The sequence below is a fragment of the Bacillus sp. C1 genome, from assembly GCF_054570475.1.
This window is the reverse complement of record NZ_JBTMZT010000037.1, coordinates 1-579: the sequence shown is the minus strand read 5'-3', so window position 1 is coordinate 579 and position 579 is coordinate 1. Positions and strand designations below refer to the sequence as shown.

Here is a 579-nt window from a genome sequence, read left to right as displayed (position 1 = left end):
CTTTGTATGTAATCATTTGAATCAATACACGATGCGAGATATGGCAAAATGTTTGGTTATTTTTCTTTCCCATATCAGTTTCTTGTTTCCAACTTTTGTTTTGACCAATAACGATTTTGCAAACTCTCTCTTCTTGAGCTAGTTTTACAATATGATGACTCGCTTTATGAAAGATGTCTTTTATTTTCAGGTAACGCTTTTGATGAAGTTTTTCTATTCTTTTTGCAGTAAAAGGTTCTTTCCCTGTTTGTTTACCTTGCCTGAGAACACTTGTAAAGTGACTCTTCATTTTGTTGTAATATTGATTTATGCTTTTGACATGTTTGCCCTTAACAAGTACAGGATTCATACCTGTGTTTGTTACAATGGTTGCAAGGTTATCAATACCTAAATCAATACTCATATAACGACCATTCTCTTCAACAATTTGTTGTTTTGAAGGAAAAATTAATACTAATTCCACTACATACTCATTGTATTTTGGAATGACACGAACTTGTTTCAGTTTTCCTTCAGTAAACCCTAATTTCCCAATATTCAATTGTAATTTTGTCTTTGGAAACTTTAAAAACGTATCAT

The 579-nt window shown here is 31.4% G+C and carries 1 protein-coding gene; it reads right to left on the bottom strand.

What is annotated here, in order from left to right:
* Window positions 1-579: transposase (locus ACX5JI_RS26400; RefSeq protein ID WP_459503934.1), on the bottom strand; the 579-nt coding region annotated here is incomplete at both ends.